This window comes from Cellulosimicrobium protaetiae (assembly GCF_009708005.2).
Taxonomy (GTDB): domain Bacteria; phylum Actinomycetota; class Actinomycetes; order Actinomycetales; family Cellulomonadaceae; genus Cellulosimicrobium; species Cellulosimicrobium protaetiae.
Map to the genome: position 1 here is coordinate 2224265 of NZ_CP052757.1, position 16264 is coordinate 2240528.

Consider the following 16264-nt stretch of genomic DNA (forward strand, 5'->3'; position numbering starts at 1 on the left):
CTCCGTCGTGGGGGTCGTGACGCCGGAGGACGACGAGCGCGACGGGGGCTCTCCCGGTGGCGAGGGCGCACACGTGGCGGGATGCTCGACGGGTGCGCGGGCGCGCCGGTGCGCCCGCCCGGACCGGGGAGCCCAGCATGAGCGGCACGGTGGCACGGATCACGCATCTCAGCGCACGGTCGGACACGAGCTTCGAGGACGCCGTCCGCGTCGGCGTCGAGCGAGCGGCGAGCACGTTGCGCAACGTCTCGGGGGCGTGGGTGAAGGAGCAGAAGGTCGACATCGAGGACGGGCGCATCGTCGCCTGGCAGGTCGTCCTCGAGGTGACGTTCGTCCTCGAGTGAGGGGCGCCCGGGTGCGGCAGCACCCGGAACCGGGCCCGCTCGCGCGTCGTCGTGCGCGGGTCGGCACGCGCCATTTGACCTGCACGCCAGGGATCCGTAGTCTTGAACGTCGGCGCGCCCAGGCGCGCCGGTCCCGTGTGCCCACGGACGACTCGCACTCGCACGCCGCGGCGTGGCCGGAGTCTCCAAGACGAACTCGCCGTGACGAGCACGCCAAGACTAAGAGAGATGAGCAGCAACGTGGTGTACGCGATCGTCAAGGCCGGTGGCCGTCAGGAGAAGGTTTCCGTCGGCGACATCGTCGTGGTGGACCGGGTGTCCGCCAAGGTCGGTGAGTCCCTCGAGCTGCCCGCTCTCCTGCTGGTGGACGGGGAGAAGGTGACCACCGACGCGGCGAAGCTCGCCAAGGTCAAGGTCACCGCCGAGGTCGTGCGGGACGAGAAGGGTCCGAAGATCACGATCCTGCGGTACAAGAACAAGACCGGTTACCGCCGTCGTCAGGGTCACCGTCAGCAGCTGACCCGCCTCAAGGTCACCGGCATCAAGTGACCTCGCCCGGCGTGAGGTAGCGGCTACGGGCCGCCCCGCGCCGACCGGCACCCTCCCTCAGCAACCAGCACGAAAGCAGGTTCGTCATGGCACACAAGAAGGGCGCGAGCTCCTCGCGCAACGGTCGCGACTCGAACGCCCAGCGCCTCGGCGTGAAGCGCTTCGGCGGTCAGGTCGTCAAGTCGGGCGAGATCATCGTCCGCCAGCGCGGCACGCACTTCCACCCCGGTGAGAACGTCGGCCGCGGCAAGGACGACACGCTGTTCGCCCTGGCCGCCGGTGCGGTCCAGTTCGGCACGCGTCGTGGCCGCAAGGTCATCGACATCGTCGCCGTCGAGGGCTGAGCGACAGCCACAGGCTTCGAGCAGGAGGGGCGCACCGACGCGGTGCGCCCCTCCTGCTGTTTCTCGCACTCCCACCTCTGAGAGGATCGTTCCATGGCCAGCTTCGTCGACCGTGTCGTCCTGCACGTCTCCGGCGGCAACGGCGGGAACGGGTGCGCCTCGGTCCGTCGCGAGAAGTTCAAGCCGCTCGCGGGCCCCGACGGCGGCAACGGCGGTGACGGCGGGACGGTACGCCTCGTCGTCGACGCGCAGACCACCACCCTGCTCGAGTACCACCACTCGCCGCACCGGCACGCGACGTCGGGCACCCAGGGCATGGGTGACGACCGCGACGGGGCGAACGGCGACGACCTGGTCCTGCGCGTGCCGGACGGCACCGTGGTCAAGACCGCGGACGGGACCGTCCTCGCCGACCTCGTGGGCGACGGCGCGGAGTACGTCGTGGCCGAGGGTGGTCGCGGCGGCCTCGGCAACGCCGCTCTTTCGTCGCCGCGCCGCAAGGCGCCGGGCTTCGCCCTGCTGGGCGAGCCGGGCGAGGAGCGGGACGTCGTCCTCGAGCTCAAGACGATCGCCGACGTCGCGCTCGTCGGGTACCCCAGCGCGGGCAAGTCGTCGCTCGTCGCCGCGATCTCGGCCGCGCGGCCCAAGATCGCCGACTACCCGTTCACGACGCTCGTGCCGAACCTCGGCGTCGTCCAGGCGGGTTCCGCGCGGTTCACCGTCGCGGACGTCCCGGGCCTCATCCCGGGGGCGAGCGAGGGCAAGGGCCTCGGGCTCGAGTTCCTGCGCCACATCGAGCGCACGGCCGTGATCGTGCACGTCCTGGACTGCGCGACGCTCGAGCCGGGCCGCGACCCGATCAGCGACCTCGACGTCATCGAGGCGGAGCTCGCCGCCTACGCCCAGGACCTCGACATCGAGGGCGGCCGCGTGCCGCTCACCGAGCGCCCGCGGCTCGTCGTCCTCAACAAGATCGACGTGCCCGAGGCGCGCGAGCTCGCCGACCTCGTCAAGCCCGACCTCGAGGCGCGCGGCCTGCGCGTCTTCGAGATCTCGACGGCCAGCCACGAGGGCCTGCGCCCGCTGACCTACGCGCTCGCCGAGCTCGTCGAGAAGGCGCGGGCGGAGGCGCCCGCGCCCGAGCCGACGCGCGTCGTGCTGCGCCCGCGCGCCGTCGACGAGGCCGGGTTCACCGTCACGCGCAAGGGCGGGGCCACGGACTACTGGTTCGAGGTGCGCGGCGCCAAGCCCGAGCGCTGGGTGCGCCAGACGGACTTCAGCAACGACGAGGCCGTCGGCTACCTCGCCGACCGCCTCGCGCGCCTGGGCGTGGAGGAGAAGCTCTTCGCCGCCGGAGCCGTCGGGGGCGACGAGGTGCGCATCGGCACCGACGTCAACGCCGTGGTCTTCGACTGGGAGCCGACGCTCATGACCGGCTCCGAGCTGCTCGGCGGCCCGCGCGGCTCCGACAACCGCCTCGACGAGCGTCTGCGCCCCACGCGCACGGAGAAGCGTCGCGAGCACCACGAGCGCATGGACGCCAAGGCCGAGGCGCGCCGCGAGCTGTGGACCGAGCGCGAGGCCGGCACCTGGACGGACCCCGACGCGGACTGACGTGCACCGACGCGGGTCCGCCATGGACACGAGATGGGCCCGGTCCCCCGAGGGGACCGGGCCCTTCGGGCGCCCCGGGAGCGGCCACGGGCGTCCTGGTCCGTGAAATCCTGCGCGCCCGGCAGGGGCGGGCGGCGATGATGGACGCGTGAACGCGCTGTCCTCCCGCTCCGAGATCGCCTCCGCCCACCGCGTGGTGGTCAAGATCGGCTCGTCCTCGCTGACCGGTCCCGACGGGCACCTCGACCTCACGGCCCTGCGTGCCCTCGTCGACGTGCTCGCCGCGCGGCGCGCGGGGGGCGGCCAGGTCGTGCTCGTCACGTCCGGCGCGATCGCCGCCGGGATCGGGCCCCTGGGGCTCGCGAGCCGACCGCGCGACCTCGCGACGGCCCAGGCGACCGCGTCGGTCGGCCAGGGCATGCTCGTGGCTCGCTACACCGAGGCGTTCGCGGGGCACGGGCTGCGCGTCGGGCAGGTGCTGCTCACCGCGGAGGACACCGTGCGCCGCGGGCACTACCGCAACGCCCAGCGCTCGCTCGAGCGCCTGCTCGACCTCGGCGTCGTGCCGATCGTCAACGAGAACGACGCCGTCGCGACCGACGAGATCCGGTTCGGCGACAACGACCGCCTCGCCGCGCTCGTCTCCCACCTCGTGCGCGCCGACGCGATGGTGCTGCTCACGGACGTCGACGGCCTCTACGACGGACCGCCGTCGCGCCCGGGCACGCGGCGGATCGCCGAGGTGCGCTCGGCGGCCGACATCGAGGGCGTCGAGGTGACGGGCCGGGGGAGCGCGGTCGGCACGGGGGGCATGCTCACCAAGCTCGAGTCCGTCTCCATCGCGACCGGCACGGGCATCCCCGTGGTGCTGACGAAGGCGCAGAACGCCGCCGCCGCGCTCGCGGGCGACGCCGTCGGGACGTGGTTCGCCGCGACGGGCAGGCGGACGACGCGCCGCCGGCTCTGGCTCGCGCACGCCGCGCGCACGCGGGGCCGGCTCGTCCTCGACGACGGTGCCGTCACGGCGGTGCAGGGCGGGCGCGCGTCGCTCCTGCCCGCGGGCGTCACGGCTGTGGAGGGGGAGTTCGACGCCGGGGACCCGGTCGAGCTCGTGACGGCGGACGGGCGCGTGGTCGCGCGCGGTCTCGTCGCGTTCGAGTCCCGTGACATCCCGGACCTCCTCGGCCGGTCGACGGGCGAGCTGCGGGCCGAGCTGGGCGAGGGGTACGACCGCGAGGTCGTGCACCGCGACGACCTCGTCCTCGTGCGCAAGCGGGCCCGCTGACCGGTCGTCGGACGGCGCCCCCGGCGCGGCGTCGACCGACGTAGGCTCGGATCATGACCACCACCGAGGACGCGCCCGTCGTCGCGGGCGCCGCCGAGCCCGCGCCCGCCGCTGCTGCCGCCGCCGAGGCGCCGGACGTCGCGACCGCCGTCGAGGACGTCGCGCGCCGCGCCAAGGTCGCGTCGCGCACCCTGGCGACGGCCACGCGCGCGACGAAGGACGCCGCGCTCCTCGCGCTCGCCGACGCCCTCGTCGCCGCGACGGACGAGATCGTGGCCGCGAACGCCGTCGACCTGGAGCGCGAGCGGGCGAACGGCATGAGCGAGGGCCTGCTCGACCGGCTCGCGCTCGACGGCCCCCGCATCGCCGCGATCGCCGACGCGCTGCGCGCGCTCGCGGGCCTGCCGGACCCGGTCGGGGAGGTCGTGCGCGGCTCGACCCTGCCGAACGGGCTGCGCCTGCGCCAGCTCCGCGTGCCCATGGGCGTCGTCGGCATGATCTACGAGGCGCGGCCCAACGTGACGGTCGACGCCGCGGGCCTCGCGCTGAAGAGCGGCAACGCCGTGATCCTGCGTGGCGGGTCCGCTGCGGCGAGCTCCAACGAGGTGATCGTGGGCGTGCTCGCGCGCGCGCTCGAGGCGCAGGGGCTGCCCGGCGACCTCGTGCAGTCGATCGACCGCCACGGGCGGCCGGGCGCCGTCGCGCTCATGCACGCGCGCGGCCTCGTCGACGTGCTGGTGCCGCGCGGCGGGGCCGACCTCATCCGGACCGTGGTGCGCGAGTCGACCGTGCCCGTCATCGAGACCGGGGTCGGCAACGTCCACGTGTACGTCGACGCCAGCGCGGACCGGGCCATGGCGCTCGAGATCCTGCTCAACGCCAAGACGCAGCGCGTCGGCGTGTGCAACGCCGCCGAGACGCTCCTGGTCCACGCGGACGCCGCGCCCGACTTCCTGCCCGCGGCTCTCGCCGCGCTGACGGACGCGGGCGTCGTGGTCCACGGCGACGACCGGACCGCGGGCCTCGCGCCCGAGGGCACCGAGGTGCTCGCGGCGACCGACGAGGACTGGGCGACGGAGTACCTCGCGCCCGAGATCGCCGTGCGCGTCGTCGACGACCTCGACGCTGCGATCGACCACGTGCGCACCTGGACCTCCGGGCACACCGAGGCGATCGTCACGCGCGACCTCGCGTCCTCGGAGCGGTTCGTCGCGGAGCTCGACTCGGCCGCGATCATGGTCAACGCGTCGACGCGGTTCACCGACGGCGGCCAGTTCGGCCTGGGCGCGGAGATCGGCATCTCGACGCAGAAGCTCCACGCGCGCGGCCCCATGGGGCTGGCCGAGCTCACGACGACGAAATGGGTCGTGCACGGCGACGGTCACGTTCGTCCGTGACGCGCGCTTCGTCGGCAAGTACCTGATACCCGCCGGACCGGGCCGCCGGGCGGTCGTGAGAGACTGTTCGGCGACCGGCGCCCGTCCGGTTCCACCGCACCACCCCGGCTCGCGTGACCGTCAGGTCCGCCCCGGGGACGACCATCGAGGAGGACGTCGTGATCTCAGCCGTCGTGCTGGCCGCCGAGGAAGGCGCCGAGGCCGCGTCGCACCTGCCCATCCCGCCGCTCGCGTACGGGCTCATCGGTTTCGGCGGGCTCGTGGCCCTGCTGCTCGTGACCTACGCGTTCCGCAGCGTCGGCACGCGCCACTGACCGGTCCCGGACGACGCAGGCACCCACGACCGATGACGCCTCGATGAGCGCGCGCCGACCCCGTCTGGGGGTGATGGGCGGCACGTTCGACCCCGTCCACCACGGCCACCTCGTCGCGGCGAGCGAGGCCGCGGCGCGGTTCGACCTCGACGAGGTCGTGTTCGTCCCCACCGGCAAGCCGTCGTTCAAGCAGCACCAGAGCGTCACCCCGGCCGAGCACAGGTACCTCATGACGGTCATCGCGACCGCCTCGAACCCACGGTTCACGGTGAGCCGGGTCGACGTCGACCGGCCGGGACTGACCTACACGGTCGACACGCTCCGCGACCTGCGGACCGCGCGCCCGGACGCGGAGCTGTTCTTCATCACGGGTGCGGACGCGATCGAGCAGATCCTGACCTGGAAGGATGCCGACGAGCTGTGGAAGATGGCACACTTCGTGGCTGTCTCCCGCCCGGGCCACCGCCTGAGCGTCGAGGGTCTGCCGCCGGGCGTGGTCACCATGCTCGAGGTCCCGGCCCTCGCCATCTCGTCGACGGACTGCCGTCGGCGTGCGGAGGCGGGCCAGCCGGTGTGGTACCTGGTTCCGGACGGCGTGGTCCAGTACATCGCCAAGCACGGTTTGTATCGAGGTCAGCACGATGAGTGACAACGGCAACATGCAGCCCGTCCGCCCGCTCACGCGGCGCGAGATGCGGGAGCGCGAGCAGGCGGCCGCGGCCGAGCGGTCCGCGCAGCCCGCGGCGCCCCCGCCCGCCCCCGCGCCCGGCGGCGCGTGGCAGCAACCCGCGCGTCCGGCCGCCCCGGCGGCCCCGCCGCCGTCGCGCCGCACCCTGCGCGAGACGACCGGCCCGACGGACCACCCCGGGCAGCCGTCCGTCGTCCGCCCCCCGGCGGCGTCCGGCGGCATGCGGGGTCTCGACGAGACGGGTCGCCTCACCCCGGTCCAGGAGACCGCGGAGCGGGTCGCGATCCGTCCGCCGGCCCCGACTCCCGTGGTGCCGACTCGCACGAGCTCCCGTCCGCCCGCGGGCGCGCCCCGACCGGTCCCGGGCTCGTCCGGCCCGGTCCGGCCCCCGACATCCGCCGCTCCCGCCGGCGGTCTCGGCGCACAGGCCCCCGTCGGCCGGGTGGGGGCGCCCGACGCCGCACCCGCCCAGCCGCAGCGGCTCTCGGCGTTCTCCGCCCCCACGGCCGCGCCCGCGGCGCCCGCCGCCACACCGGCTCCGGCCCCGGCGCCCTCGCCGTGGGGGGCGACCCCTGCTCCTGCACCCGAACGCGCGCCTGCCGTGCCGCCCGCAGCGGCGCCGGCCGAGGCCCCGGGGGCCGCGCTCCCGTGGTCCGCGATCACGTCGGGTTCCGCCCCCGAGTCGGCGGGCGCCGCCCGCGAGCCCGCCTCACCCTTCGGCGGGGTGCGCGAGACGGCGGCCGCGGCACCCCCTGCGGGCGGCCCGTCCGACGACCTCTTCCCCCGGGTGCGCGCCCGCGCGGACGAGCTCGACGACGAGGCGGACGACGACCTCGACGACGAGCCGCGCGGTCCCTCGTACACGTGGCTGCACTACCTCATCCTCGTCGCCGTGGCCTTCGTCCTCGGGCTGCTCGTGTGGACGCTCGTGTCCCGCGACGACCCGGGCCTCGCCACCGAGGAGACGAGCGCCTCCGGGTTCGCCGTCTCGACCTGGGACGACCCCGGCACCTTCGCCACCGGCCGCTGAGCGGCCACCACGAACGGAGACACGTGACTGCCACCGAACGAGCCGTCGAGCTCGCCGTCATCGCGGCGCGCGCGGCGTCCGACCGCAAGGCCGAGGAGATCATCGCGCTCGACGTGAGCGAGCAGCTCGTCCTCACGGACGTGTTCCTCATCGCCTCCGGGTCGAGCGAGCGCCAGGTCTCCGCGATCGTCGACGCGGTCGAGGAGGCGATGTTCAAGGCGGGGTCCAAGCCGATCCGCCGCGAGGGCAAGCAGGAGGCGCGCTGGGTCCTCATCGACTTCGGCGACGTCGTCGTGCACGTGCAGCACGCCGAGGACCGCGTCTACTACGCGCTCGAGCGCCTGTGGAAGGACTGCCCCGTCGTCGAGCTCCCCGAGGACGCGCGCGGCGGCGACGGCACCGCCGACGACGCGGACGACACGACCGGCGGCGACGGCGCCATCCGCCTCTCGGGGGAGCCCCTGGCGTGAGCGCCGGCACGCTCGTCCTCCTGCGTCACGGCCGGACGGCGTACAACGCCACGATGCGGCTGCAGGGCCAGGTCGACATCCCCCTGGACGCCGTCGGGCAGTGGCAGGCGGAGCAGGGTGCCCAGGCCCTCGCGAGCGCGCACCGCGCGACGCGTGTCGTCGCGTCCGACCTCGTGCGTGCCGCCGACACCGCGCGGGCGTACGCCGGTGCGATCGGCGCGGAGGTCCTGTTCGACCCGCGGCTGCGCGAGCGCGGCTTCGGGGAGTGGGAGGGCCTGACGGGCCCGGAGATCGCCGAGCGGTGGCCGGACGAGTACACGGCGTGGCGCCGGGGCGAGGAGCCCACGCGCGCCGGCGCCGAGACCAAGGCCGCGGTTGCCACGCGCCTCGTCGAGGCCGTCACCGAGCACGTCGAGTCGCTCGGGACGGACGACACGCTCGTCGTCGTGTCGCACGGCGCCGCGATCACGCTGGCCGTCACCGCCCTGCTCGGGCTGGACCCGGAGCGCTGGCGCGGGATCTCCGGGCTGCACAACGTCCACTGGTCCCACCTGCACCGCTCCGCGCCCGCCGCGACGCCCGCGTGGCGGCTCGTGGCGCACAACGTCGGGGCAGGGTTCCCGCTCGACGAGTGGAACGCGGGACCGGATTGGAATCTGGAGCCGGTTTCTGCGTAGACTAGCGACGCTCCGCAGGACGGGAAACCGGCCGGGGGAGTGTTCATCCAGTGTTTGACCAGGATCTTCGCGGATCCACGGGGCTGTGGCGCAGCTGGTAGCGCACCTGCATGGCATGCAGGGGGTCAGGGGTTCGAGTCCCCTCAGCTCCACCAGAAGGTATTCAGCAGAGCACAGGACGAAGGCGAGAGCACACGCTCTCGCCTTCGTCGTCGTCAGGGTGCGCCGTTCCGACGAGGTGCCTGTGCGGGCGATCGGTCGAGGCTTCCGCCTCCGAGCCGGTGCGGATCAGATCGCTCGTGTCATGACCCCGGTCGAGGGTCGAGGACGCCTCGGGAAGCCTCCAGGACCGTCGTGAACGTCTCCGAGTCGTCGAGCGCGTGCGCCAGGACGATCGCGCCCTGGATGTCAGCGACGACACGAATGGCCTCCGACCGGGCGCCCTCGATCCCAGCGACTTCGAGGGCGCTGCCGAGCGCGTCGATCCACTCGGTGAAATAGTCGTTGATCGCCACCGTGAACAGGTCACGGGGCCTGCTCAGGGCGAACGAACCTGGCAGGCAGGCGCGCCGGCCGGAGCGGAAGTAGACCTCGACCGCGTCGAACATCGACTCGACGGCAGCCCGAGCGCTCTCGGGAGTGGCGGCCTCCTGCAAGGGGGCGAAGAGGTTCCCGCGGAACCACGCGTCCACGTCGTCGAGCACCGCTTGGGCCATCTCGCGCTTCCCGCCCGGGAAGAAGTGATAGAGGCTGCCCTTGCCGAGCCCGCTGGCCTCGGTCAGCAGAGCCATGCTCGCTCCGTCGAAACCGTGCTCGCGGAACACCTCCGCCAGGGCACGAACAGCGCTCTCGCGTGAGGACGTCGTAGCACTCACCGGATCTCAGAGCCCCAGCTCGCCCAGGCCCGGGTGGTCGGTCGGTCGCGGGCCGAGCGGCCAGTGGAAGAGGCGGTTGTCCTCGGTGATCGGCTGGTCGTTGATCGACGCGAGGCGCCTGCGCATGAGGCCGTTCTCGTCGAACTCCCAGTTCTCGTTACCGTGCGAACGGAACCACCGCCCGTCTGCGCGCCGCGACTCGTACACGAATCGGACCGCGATGCGGTTGCCCTGGTGCGCCCACACCTCCTTGATCAGGCGGTACTCCAGCTCTCGCTCCCACTTGGCGGTCAGGAACCGGACGATCTCCTGCCGCCCGGTGACGAACTGGTCCCGGTTCCGCCACCGGCTGTCCGGCGTGTACGCGAGCGCGATCCGCTCCGGCTCGCGGGTGTTCCACGCGTCTTCGGCGGCGCGGGTCTTGACCGTCGCGGTCACGTCGTCGAAGGGTGGCAGAGGTGGACGCGAGGGCATGGCATGCCTTTCGTTGTACCGATCGGTACAAGCAGCGTACCGGGCTGTACCGTCCGGTACAACGGCTGGGTATGCCTTGTTCTCGGACGTCGTGCCGTGACCAGGGCGACGTCCGACGTGTCGGCGAGCCTAGGAGGTGCTGACGTGCACGTGGTCGAAGTGGTTCGCGGTCGCGCCGCCGCGGTCCTCCATGCCGGACCACGCGCTCGCGGGGTCGCCGGCCATCCAGATCTGCTGCTGGTAGATGAGGTACGTGATCCCCAGCGCGCCGGCGTTCGCCTGCAGGTATCGGGCGATCTGCCACCCGGTCTCCCCGGTGATCATGATGTCGAGGGCGCGGCCCGAGCCGTGGTCGCCGCTGTCGCCCGGGCGGATCCCGCCGTAGGAGGTCACCTGCGGGAAGTTCGCGCACACCGAGCGGTACACGGCGCGGGCGTTGGCCCGCAGCGACGACTCGATCCCGGTGCTCACCGTGCACGCGGCGTCGGAGGTGCCGCCGGCGCTCGCGGCCGCGGCCTGCGGGGCCTCGGGCTGCGACTCGGCGAGGAAGCTCGACTTGATCCAGGCGGCGGCCCCGGCCCAGACGACCTGGCTCCACTCGCCCTCGGTCGTCCCCGTCACGTCGACGGCGGTCGCGAACTCGGCCGTCGCGACGCGCTCCGCGTCCGCCGCGGGGGCCGTCCGCACGTTGACGGCGTCCGTGGTCCACAGCTGCCCCGTCACGGCCGGGACCGGCGGGGGAGTCGGGGCGGCCTCGGCCGCGGGGACGACCGCGATCTCTGCCGCCGTCTCGATCACGGCGACCTCCTGCGCTGCTGCGGGCGGCGCGCTGCGCTGCGACGAGCGGCTCGCGGCACCGCTGCCGCGCTCCGCGCTCAGGGTGTCGGCGGCGGACGGCTCGACGCTCAGCGGCGCGAGGTCGGGGTTGCCCTCGGCGGGCTGTGGCCCCGCACCGACGACGCCGGCACCGAGGAGCCCGACGAGCGCGAGCGCGGGGAGCTTGAGCGAGCGTGCCGGGAGGGCGGGCAGCGACGGTAGTCGACGGGTGCGCACGGGACGTTCAGGGGCTGCGCTGTGGCGGCCTCGAGACATGGTGCGCTCCGCTTCGTTCGTGGTCAGGACCGCGCCCATGTAACCAAACCGTGATCTAGAAAGTCCAGCCCGGACCGCGGTCCGCCGTCTGACCTGGGCCGGAGCGCGACGTGCTCCCGGCCGACCCGAACGCGAACGCGAGGTGCGCGCGTCGTCAGGCGCCGTGCCGGTCGCGTGCGCGGCGCACGGGAGACCGGCGGACGGTGGGCGCGGGCGGACCATGGCAGCGCGGCGGAAGAACTCGATAACGATTTTCATTGAAATAGTTCGTCGAATGTGCAGAATAGGAAGGCGTCGATAGTTCAACGACTGAACATTATTGACGGCCCTGGAGTCTCGCTCGATCACAAAGGTGTCGATCGCATGCCCACCCTCAGACGTCTCCTGTCCTCGACCACCGTCGCCGTGCTCGTCGGAGCAGGCGCCCTGATCGGACCGCCCGCCGCGGCGGCGGTCGACCCGCCCACGGTCCCGCTCCCCGCTCCCGTGGAGGAGCCTGCCCAGGACGAGCCGGCAGCGCGCCTCCTCGTCTTCTCCAAGACCGCGGCGTTCCGGCACGGCTCGATCCCCGACGGCATCGCGGCGATCGAGAGGATCGGCAGCGAGCGCGGCATCGAGGTCGACGCCACCGAGGACGCCGCCGCGTTCACGCCGGAGAACCTCGCGACGTACGACGCGGTCGTCTTCATGTCGACGACCGGCGACGTGCTCGACGACGGGCAGCAGTCCGCGTTCGAGCAGTACGTCCAGTCCGGCGGCGGCTACGTCGGCGTCCACGCCGCGAGCGACACCGAGTACACCTGGCCGTGGTACGGCGAGCTCGTCGGCGCGTGGTTCAGCGGGCACCCGGCGGTCCAGGAGGCCACCGTGCACGTCGAGGACCACACCCACCCCTCGACCTCGCACCTGCCCACGAGCTGGGAACGCACGGACGAGTGGTACAACTTCCGCGAGAACCCGCGCGGCGACGTCCACGTGCTCATGACCCTCGACGAGTCGACCTACGAGGGCGGCGGGATGGGCAACGACCACCCCGCGGCGTGGTGCCAGTACCACGAGGGCGGGCGGTCCTGGTACACCGCACTGGGGCACACGCCCGAGAGCTACGTCGAGCCCGAGTTCGTCGAGCACCTCACCGGCGGCCTGCTGTGGGCCACCGGGCTCGAGGCGAACGACTGCGGCGGCACGGTCGACGCGAACTACCAGAAGGTCGTGCTCGACGACGACGTGGCGAGCCCGATGGGTCTCCAGGTCGCGCCCGACGGCCGCGTCTTCTACATCGAGCGGTCCGGCATCCTGCGTGTCATCGACCCGGAGAGCCTGACGACGTCGACGGCCGGTCGCCTGCAGGTGCACACGGCGCAGGAGAACGGTCTGCTCGGCATCGAGCTCGACCCGGACTTCGCCGACAACGGCTGGGTCTACCTGTACTACTCCCCGCACGGAGACCTCATCGACACCCCGCACCAGCGGCTGTCACGCTTCACGGTCACCGACGGCACGATGGAGCCCACGAGCGAGAAGATCCTGCTCACGGTCCCGCACCAGCGGCAGGAGTGCTGCCACTCCGGCGGTTACCTCGACTTCGACTCCGCGGGCAACCTGTGGATCTCGATCGGCGACGACTCCACCCCCGGCGGGGCGCCGGGAGGCTACGCGCCGATCGACGAGCGTCCCGGTCAGGAGGCGGCCGACGCCCAGCGTTCGTCGGGCAGCTCGAACGACCTGCGGGGGAGCCTGCTGCGCATCACGCCGCAGGACGACGGCACCTACACCGTCCCGGAGGGCAACTTCATCGACACGGAGTGGGCGGCCGAGCAGGACACGTCCCTCATCCGGCCCGAGATCTACGCGTTCGGCCTGCGCAACCCGTTCCGGTTCTCCGTCTCCCCGGACGCGACCACGGTCTACCTCGGCGACTACGGGCCCGACGCCGTCAACGCCGACCCGGGCAAGGGCATCGACGGGCGCGTCGAGTGGAACGTCATCACGAGGCCCGGCTTCTACGGCTGGCCGTTCTGCCACGGCGGCGGCGCCTACAACGACTACGACTACGCGACCAGCACGAGCGCCGGCCCCTTCGACTGCGCCGGGGGCCCCGTGAACGACTCGCCCAACAACACGGGGCTCCAGCAGCTCCCCCCGGTGATCGAGCCGATGGTCGCCTACGGGCGCTCCCTGAGCGATCCCGACGTCGGGCGGGGCGGCGCGCCCATGGGCGGGCCCGTCTACGCGTTCGACGAGACGATCGAGTCCGACCGGCAGTGGCCGCGCTCGATGGCCGACCAGCCGTTCTTCTACGAGTGGGGGCAGGACAAGATCTACCGGCTCCACCTCGACGAGGACGGCAACCGCGCGGACGTCACCCCGTTCCTGGCGTCGATGGAGTTCAAGAGCCCGCACGACATGGTCTTCGGCGAGCACGACGGCGCCATGTACCTCATCGAGTGGGGTTCGGGCTTCAGCGGTGACAACCCGGACTCGCAGATCGTCCGGATCGACTACACGGGCGGCAACGACCGGCCGATCGCGAAGGCGACGGCGACCCCCCGCTCGGGCGGCGTGCCGCTCGAGGTGGAGTTCTCCAGCGCCGGTACCGCCCACCCGCAGGGTGGCGAGCTGACGTACGCGTGGGACTTCGGCGACGGGGCGACGTCGACCGAGCAGGACCCGACGCACACCTACACGCAGGAGGGCGACTTCACGGCCGTCCTCACCGTGACGGACGTGCAGGGGCGGACGGGGACTGCGAACGTCGCGATCTCCGCAGGGAACACCGCACCCGAGGTCGACGTCCTCTGGCCGGCGAACGGCACCGTCTTCACCTACGGCGACACGGTCGAGTGGGAGGTCGCGGTCGACGACGCCGAGGACGGCTCCACGGCGGACGGCGCCATCGACTGCGCGGACGTCACGGTCGAGCTCATCCTCGGTCACGACGAGCACGGTCACCCCATGCGCGAGGCGTCGGGCTGCTCCGGGTCCTTCGTGCTCGAGCCGGACAGCGGCCACACGGACACCGACCGCATCACCTACGCGATCGAGGCCCGGTTCACGGACGGCGGGTCGCCCCAGGGCACGGTCGCACCGCTCACGGGTCGCGACGTCGTCGCGATGCAGCCGGCACGCAAGCAGGCCGAGCACTACTCGATCGGCACCGAGGTGCGGACCGAGGAGACCGCCGACCCGTCGGGCGGCGCGCTCAACGTCGGCTTCATCCGCAACGACAGCTCGATGCGGTACGACGACTTCAACTTCGCCAACGTGGAGTCCCTGCGCTTCCGGGTCGCCGCGCCGAACGCGGGGAGCCGCATCGAGATCCGCCAGGACTCCGCCGACGGCGCGCTGCTGGGCAGCGTGGACGTGCCGAGCACCGGGGGCTTCCAGAGCTGGGGCTGGGTCGAGGCCGCGGTCGACGACCCGGGCGAGACGTTCGACCTCTTCCTGCTCTTCAAGGGACCGGCCGAGGGCTACCTGTTGAACCTCAACTGGTTCGACGTCACGGGCGAGGGTGCGGCAGGCGGGCCCCCGGTCGTCATCCCCGCACCGACGGCACAGGTGTCGCCCGCGGAGCCGACGGCGAGCGGCTGGTACCGCGACGCCGTCACCCTGACGATCACCGCCGAGGGCGACGACGCGATCCAGTACCAGGTGGGGAACACCGGTACCTGGGTGGACTACGACGAGCCCGTCGTGCTCGAGGAGGACGGCACGTTCGACGTGAGCTACCGGGCCGTGCGTGACGGCGACGCGTCCAACCGCGGCCAGGTGACCCTGCGGGTGGACGGGACGACGCCGTCGACCACGGCGGACCTCGTCGCCGGCACGAGCGGCGGGTCGTTCACGGGCGACGTCGCGGTGACGCTGGAGGGCGAGGACGCGACGTCGGGCGTCGCGGCCACGACGGTCCGCGTCGACGGCGGGGCCGAGGCGGTCTACACCGGCCCGGTCACCGTGAGCGGCGCGGGCGAGCACACGGTCGAGTACCGCAGCACGGACACGGCGGGCAACGTCGAGGAGTGGCAGGCGGTCCGCTTCGAGAGCCCGAGCGGTCAGGTCCCGCAGATCACGCTGTCCGAGCCCCCGCTCGGGGGCGTGGTCCCGTTCGGCCGGGCCGTCCCGTACGAGGCGTCCATGCCGGACGCCGCGGCCGACTGCGCCGACGTGCGCGCCCGGGTCGTCGTCTCCGACGGCACCCGGACGTGGCGCGGCGACCCGACGGACGGCTGCTCGGGCAGCGTGACCATGGAGAGGCCGGCCGACGCCGGTGCCACGGACAGGCTCCGGTACGAGCTCGAGGTCGTGTACGCCCGCGGCGGCCACGACGGCGAGGTGCGCAACCTCGCCCAGGCACGGGCCGCCGTCCGGCTGCAGCCCGCGCGGATCGAGGCCGAGCACGCCGACTCGACGGTGCGGACCGAGGCCACGGGCGACTCCCTGGGCGGCGGGCTGAACGTCGGCTGGCTCCGGGACGGTGCGACGATCCGGTACGACGACGTCAACCTGCGCGGGATCGACTCGATCCGGTTCCGGATGGCGTCGAGCAGCATCGGTGGCACCCTCGAGCTGCGCCAGGGCTCGGCGACGGGCGCCCTGATCGGGTCCACGCCGATCACGAACACCGGCGGCGGTCAGGCGTACCAGTGGTTCGACGTGCCCGTCACGGACCCGGGGGAGACGTTCTCGCTCTGGCTCGTCTTCCGCGCGACCGGTTCGCACTACATCGCGAACGTCAACCTCTTCGAGCTGGTCGGCGACGGCGTCTCCGTCGAGCCCGGACCGGCGGACCTCGCGGTCACGACGGAGGCTGCCGCACGGTGCCTCGCCGGCAAGGCGTACGTCGCGGTCCGCGCGACGAACGACGAGGCGTTCCCCGTCGACGTGACGCTGACGACGCCGTACGGCACCAGGACGTTCACCGACGTCCAGCCGGGCAGGAGCGCCTACCAGTCGTTCGCGACCCGGGCGACGTCCGTCGAGGCCGGCGCGGTGCAGGTGAGCGTCACGGGCGACGGGAGGAGCACCGAGGTCGAGGTCGACCACGCCGCCATCGCCTGCGGCTGAGCACGACCGGTGGCCGTCCCGCGTCCGACCGGGGCGGCCACCGGGCT

Annotated in this window: 15 protein-coding genes and 1 tRNA gene; 13 read left to right on the forward strand and 3 right to left on the reverse strand. The window is 73.0% G+C overall.

Translation table 11 applies throughout. The features are described 5' to 3' along the window. Positions 1 to 137: 137 nt before the first annotated feature. The 12 genes from FIC82_RS09305 to FIC82_RS09360 all read left to right on the forward strand — a co-directional run bounded on the left by FIC82_RS09305 (position 138) and on the right by FIC82_RS09360 (position 8867). Complete coding sequence (locus FIC82_RS09305; RefSeq protein WP_087469349.1) at positions 138 to 344, forward strand: dodecin family protein; 207 nt, start codon at positions 138 to 140, stop codon at positions 342 to 344. A gap of 228 nt (positions 345 to 572) precedes the next feature. Continuing rightward, positions 573 to 893 carry a 50S ribosomal protein L21 gene (rplU, locus tag FIC82_RS09310; protein ID WP_047234734.1) on the forward strand — a complete coding sequence of 107 codons (321 nt, stop codon included), beginning with the start codon at positions 573 to 575 and terminating at the stop codon, positions 891 to 893. Positions 894 to 979: 86 nt separating this feature from the next. After that, positions 980 to 1237: a 50S ribosomal protein L27 gene (gene rpmA / locus FIC82_RS09315; RefSeq protein WP_047234735.1), complete on the forward strand. Its 258-nt coding sequence runs from the start codon at positions 980 to 982 to the stop codon at positions 1235 to 1237. 93 nt (positions 1238 to 1330) lie between these two features. Then, positions 1331 to 2851 carry a GTPase ObgE gene (obgE, locus tag FIC82_RS09320; protein WP_154798362.1) on the forward strand — a complete coding sequence of 507 codons (1521 nt, stop codon included), beginning with the start codon at positions 1331 to 1333 and terminating at the stop codon, positions 2849 to 2851. A 157-nt stretch (positions 2852 to 3008) separates the two neighbouring features. After that, positions 3009 to 4136 (forward strand): glutamate 5-kinase, encoded by a 1128-nt coding sequence (gene proB / locus FIC82_RS09325; protein ID WP_154800044.1) that lies wholly within the window; start codon positions 3009 to 3011, stop codon positions 4134 to 4136. A 53-nt stretch (positions 4137 to 4189) separates the two neighbouring features. Further along, on the forward strand, positions 4190 to 5533 hold the full coding sequence (locus FIC82_RS09330) for a glutamate-5-semialdehyde dehydrogenase (RefSeq protein WP_154798363.1): 1344 nt from the start codon (positions 4190 to 4192) through the stop codon (positions 5531 to 5533). A 158-nt stretch (positions 5534 to 5691) separates the two neighbouring features. Next, positions 5692 to 5847 (forward strand): hypothetical protein, encoded by a 156-nt coding sequence (locus FIC82_RS09335; protein ID WP_154798364.1) that lies wholly within the window; start codon positions 5692 to 5694, stop codon positions 5845 to 5847. Positions 5848 to 5890: 43 nt separating this feature from the next. Next, positions 5891 to 6496, forward strand: coding sequence for a nicotinate-nucleotide adenylyltransferase (gene nadD, locus FIC82_RS09340; RefSeq protein WP_154798365.1), 606 nt, complete (start codon positions 5891 to 5893; stop codon positions 6494 to 6496). Next, a complete protein-coding gene (locus FIC82_RS09345) occupies positions 6489 to 7565 on the forward strand; it encodes a hypothetical protein (RefSeq protein ID WP_154798366.1) in 1077 nt (358 codons plus the stop codon). The genes nadD and FIC82_RS09345 overlap by 8 nt, the downstream gene beginning before the upstream one ends. A 23-nt stretch (positions 7566 to 7588) precedes the next feature. Beyond that, positions 7589 to 8035, forward strand: coding sequence for a ribosome silencing factor (gene rsfS, locus FIC82_RS09350; protein WP_168731668.1), 447 nt, complete (start codon positions 7589 to 7591; stop codon positions 8033 to 8035). Then, positions 8032 to 8712, forward strand: coding sequence for a histidine phosphatase family protein (locus tag FIC82_RS09355; RefSeq protein ID WP_168731669.1), 681 nt, complete (start codon positions 8032 to 8034; stop codon positions 8710 to 8712). The genes rsfS and FIC82_RS09355 overlap by 4 nt, the downstream gene beginning before the upstream one ends. 79 nt (positions 8713 to 8791) lie before the next feature. Continuing rightward, a tRNA-Ala gene (locus tag FIC82_RS09360) sits at positions 8792 to 8867 on the forward strand. 147 nt (positions 8868 to 9014) lie between these two features. Here the strand turns inward: FIC82_RS09360 and FIC82_RS09365 are convergent. From FIC82_RS09365 to FIC82_RS09375, 3 genes are all read right to left on the reverse strand, one after another. Next, entirely contained in the window at positions 9015 to 9587 is a 573-nt protein-coding gene (locus FIC82_RS09365) for a TetR/AcrR family transcriptional regulator (protein WP_168731670.1), read from the reverse strand. A gap of 6 nt (positions 9588 to 9593) precedes the next feature. Next, positions 9594 to 10061: a nuclear transport factor 2 family protein gene (locus FIC82_RS09370; protein ID WP_154798367.1), complete on the reverse strand. Its 468-nt coding sequence runs from the start codon at positions 10059 to 10061 to the stop codon at positions 9594 to 9596. Between the two features lie 129 nt (positions 10062 to 10190). Further along, a complete protein-coding gene (locus tag FIC82_RS09375) occupies positions 10191 to 11153 on the reverse strand; it encodes an SH3 domain-containing protein (protein ID WP_171445700.1) in 963 nt (320 codons plus the stop codon). Positions 11154 to 11516: 363 nt separating this feature from the next. Between FIC82_RS09375 and FIC82_RS09380 the strand changes: the two genes are divergently transcribed. Next, positions 11517 to 16217 carry a ThuA domain-containing protein gene (locus tag FIC82_RS09380; RefSeq protein WP_154798369.1) on the forward strand — a complete coding sequence of 1567 codons (4701 nt, stop codon included), beginning with the start codon at positions 11517 to 11519 and terminating at the stop codon, positions 16215 to 16217. The last annotated feature ends 47 nt before the right edge of the window (positions 16218 to 16264 follow it).

What these genes read in the sequence shown, in the direction of transcription:
- FIC82_RS09305 (WP_087469349.1), top strand. Translation starts at nt 138, where the DNA reads ATGAGCGGCACGGTGGCACGGATCACGCATCTCAGCGCACGGTCGGAC.
- rplU (WP_047234734.1), top strand. Translation starts at nt 573, where the DNA reads ATGAGCAGCAACGTGGTGTACGCGATCGTCAAGGCCGGTGGCCGTCAG.
- rpmA (WP_047234735.1), top strand. Translation starts at nt 980, where the DNA reads ATGGCACACAAGAAGGGCGCGAGCTCCTCGCGCAACGGTCGCGACTCG.
- obgE (WP_154798362.1), top strand. Translation starts at nt 1,331, where the DNA reads ATGGCCAGCTTCGTCGACCGTGTCGTCCTGCACGTCTCCGGCGGCAAC.
- FIC82_RS09330 (WP_154798363.1), top strand. Translation starts at nt 4,190, where the DNA reads ATGACCACCACCGAGGACGCGCCCGTCGTCGCGGGCGCCGCCGAGCCC.
- nadD (WP_154798365.1), top strand. Translation starts at nt 5,891, where the DNA reads ATGAGCGCGCGCCGACCCCGTCTGGGGGTGATGGGCGGCACGTTCGAC.
- FIC82_RS09345 (WP_154798366.1), top strand. Translation starts at nt 6,489, where the DNA reads ATGAGTGACAACGGCAACATGCAGCCCGTCCGCCCGCTCACGCGGCGC.
- FIC82_RS09370 (WP_154798367.1), bottom strand. Translation starts at nt 10,061, where the DNA reads ATGCCCTCGCGTCCACCTCTGCCACCCTTCGACGACGTGACCGCGACG.
- FIC82_RS09375 (WP_171445700.1), bottom strand. Translation starts at nt 11,153, where the DNA reads ATGTCTCGAGGCCGCCACAGCGCAGCCCCTGAACGTCCCGTGCGCACC.
- FIC82_RS09380 (WP_154798369.1), top strand. Translation starts at nt 11,517, where the DNA reads ATGCCCACCCTCAGACGTCTCCTGTCCTCGACCACCGTCGCCGTGCTC.